We start from the raw sequence: 2898 nt of genomic DNA on the forward strand, positions 1-2898 counted from the left end.
CATTGGAGCAAGTATTACAAGCCGACAAAGGCATACCGCGCGCTGTGCGGCTGGGAGGCCAAAAGGCAGGGCGTCAGGCGCCACAACGACCCCACAGCGGCGCTGCGTGTGTCCCTGACGTTCATGCCGCCTGACAACCGCCGCAGGGATATGGATGGGCTTCTTGGCGCGTTTAAGGCGGGCATTGACGGCCTGTCAGACGCGATTGGCGTTGATGACAGCTATTGGTCCATCGCCATGGCCAAGGGTGAGAAAACAAAAGGCGGCGCAGTGATCGCCAAGATCGAGGTGAGGATGCCGTGAATAGCCGCCCACATCCCGCCTTGAATATTATCAAAACGAACAAGGCCGTAAGGTGGCGAAACACCCTACGGCCTCCAATCAACGCCCAAACTTCTGAAGGTAAAGAGCATGACTAATGAAGCGGATATTGGCGATTTGCCGCCGGAAAGCAATGCCCGCAAGGCAATAGGCAAAAGAAAACGCTTTGAGATATTCAAACGTGACAACTTCACTTGCCAGTACTGTGGCGCGCAACCGCCCACAGTTATCCTCCATGTAGATCACATTTTAGCCGTGGCGAATGGTGGCGGAAACGAAGATGAGAACCTGACAACCGCCTGTGAAGGCTGCAATCTGGGAAAGTCCTCAGTCCCCCTGGCCATAAAGCCACAAACGCTGGAAGCCGCGGCAGAGGATGCGAAGGAAGCCGCTGAGCAGGTCAGAGAACACGCCAAGATGGTCAGGGAAGCCCGTGAAGCCATGGAGGGTGTTTGCTGGGAAATTGCGGAGGTGATCCAAGAGGGCGCTAGCGCAGGATGGAGCCGGGACAAGTTCAACGGCGTTAAAGGGTTTGTAAAGCGCATTGGATACGCCACAACCCTAGAAGCTGCATATATCGCTGCCGACCGTTACGGCGAAGGATCGCGCCGCTTCAAATACTTCTGCGGTATATGTTGGAACCGCGTGCGTGAGGCCGACAAATGAGCGGCACAGTCAACATATCTCGCCGCATATGGCACGACACTGCGTTCAAGGCCGAGCCATTCACGGAGCGGGAAGCATTCATGTGGATGATCATGGAGGCGTCCTACAAGGACCGTGAAAAGCGCGTGGGCAACGTTGCTGTGAAGTTGTCGCGCGGCCAGCTCGCCACGTCCGTTCGCTTCATGTGCGAGGCTTGGGGATGGTCAAAATCCAGAGTTGATAGGTTCCTAAAACGTCTCGAAAATCGGGACATGATCGGGACAGATAGCGGGACGGGCGTTAACGTCATAACCGTTTGTAAATACGACGATTATCAGAGCAAGCCGAACGAAAGCGGGACAGCAGGCTCAAAAAAGCGGGACAGCAGCGGGACAGCAGCGGGACAGCAGCGGGACAAACCTAATAAGGGTTTAATACCTGAAGAAATACCTGAAGCAACTTCTTCTCAAGAGGTGGCGGGTTATCAGGATTTTTTGAAGGCCCATCCAAGGCCCGTTGCATCCCAAGCTGGGGCGAAGGCCTTTGCCGATCTGATCGCGGCAGGTGAGAAGGCCGAGGTAATCATTGGCGCAGCACGGGCTTACGCAGAAGTCGTCAAGCGCTGGTCTTCTGAGGGCAAGGTCCAGCAGTCAGATAACTTCCTCGATCCGGTGCGCGGAAAGTGGCGTGATTACATCGCCAAGCCAGCGGCGGTCCCTGCTTCGACAGAAGACCGGATGAAGTTTTGGGCGGAGTCGATCAACGAGGGTCGGTTTGTGTCAGCTGCCACCCTGACGCCCGCATTCATCCGAGACTTGATCGACGCAGGCTTGGTCACGCCTGAAAAACTTGCTGAGAGGGGGATTGCGGCATGATCAGCTCAATGCAGCAGCTGGCCGAGCAGGAGAGCAATCGTGCCCGCGCATCATGGGGGCAGGGTCTCCCGCAAGTCCGTCGCAAGAGAGGCTGTCCAGAAGGCATCCACGCCGCGATCGAACTGGCGTCAGGCATACACGGCGTCCCTGTCGAAGACATTCTGGGCGAAGACCGCAGTGCAAAGATTGCGGAAGCCCGTCAGGCGGCAATGCTGTTCGCGCACGAAGATGGCAACAGCACGGTTCAGATTGGCGAATACATCGGCCGTGACCCGTCAACGGTCAATCATGGCATCAAGGCTGCCCGCAAGCGGCTGGATGACTTCTGCGCACAGACAATTGTTTTCAAAACAACCCGATTGGGAGGTCGGTAATCTATGGGGATCAAACCACTCAAGGGCCCGCGTGGCCAAGAACTCGCTCTTTGCACCTGCTGCGAATGTGACAAGACCGAGCAGGTCAGGGCGGCGCATGGAAGCAATTCTGGTGGCCTTGGGCGGCAGGTCATGAGCCTAGCAAGCGAGGGCCAAGTAATCCGCAAGATTGAGGCTAAAGGCTGGGCCTTGGTCAAAAAGAAGCTCCGCTGCCCCTCATGCGAGGCAAAGCGGCGCGAGGGAAGCAACACTCAATGCAAAACGGAGGAACCGATGCAGAAAAAAGCCATGACGGCACCCGCAAAGACGCCCGCAACAGTCACCGAGCTTCGCAAGCCCACGGCCATACAGAAGCGCCAGATCATCGGCATCTTGGAAGACGTCTATGACGATGATCTCAAGCGGTATCGCGGCAAAGAGACCGACAAGTCGGTTGCCGAGACGATCGGCATCAACGTCATGCCCGGCTGGGTCGCTGAAATCCGTGAGGACATGTTTGGGCCGGATGGCTCCAATGACGAAATGGAAACCTTGCTTGCTGAAATGCGCGAATGGCGCGCGGCACGGGAGAAGGAAGCCCACAACGCACGCATCCACCTTGAGAACGCCGAGGGGATCCTGCGGGACATCGACAAGGCCATTGAGCAGGTCGCCGGCTTTGAGAAGCGCCAGGCCGCGATCAT

Annotated in this window: 5 protein-coding genes; all 5 read left to right on the top strand. The window is 56.9% G+C overall.

Going from position 1 to position 2898, the window contains the following annotated elements:
* A partial coding sequence (locus VGP75_RS20475; RefSeq protein WP_327545404.1) for a RusA family crossover junction endodeoxyribonuclease occupies positions 1 to 303 on the top strand: 303 nt, incomplete at its 5' end.
* A gap of 108 nt (positions 304 to 411) precedes the next feature.
* Entirely contained in the window at positions 412 to 987 is a 576-nt protein-coding gene (locus VGP75_RS20480) for an HNH endonuclease (protein WP_327545405.1), read from the top strand.
* Positions 984 to 1841 (top strand): hypothetical protein, encoded by an 858-nt coding sequence (locus VGP75_RS20485; RefSeq protein WP_327545406.1) that lies wholly within the window; start codon positions 984 to 986, stop codon positions 1839 to 1841. The genes VGP75_RS20480 and VGP75_RS20485 overlap by 4 nt, the downstream gene beginning before the upstream one ends.
* Positions 1838 to 2215 carry a helix-turn-helix domain-containing protein gene (locus VGP75_RS20490; RefSeq protein ID WP_327545407.1) on the top strand — a complete coding sequence of 126 codons (378 nt, stop codon included), beginning with the start codon at positions 1838 to 1840 and terminating at the stop codon, positions 2213 to 2215. Before VGP75_RS20485 ends, VGP75_RS20490 begins: the two co-directional genes overlap by 4 nt.
* A 189-nt stretch (positions 2216 to 2404) precedes the next feature.
* Positions 2405 to 2898, top strand: a 494-nt coding sequence (locus tag VGP75_RS20495; RefSeq protein WP_327545408.1) for a hypothetical protein, incomplete at its 3' end; no start/stop codon positions are given.

This window comes from Yoonia sp. (genome assembly GCF_036007805.1).
Taxonomy (GTDB): Bacteria; Pseudomonadota; Alphaproteobacteria; order Rhodobacterales; family Rhodobacteraceae; genus Yoonia.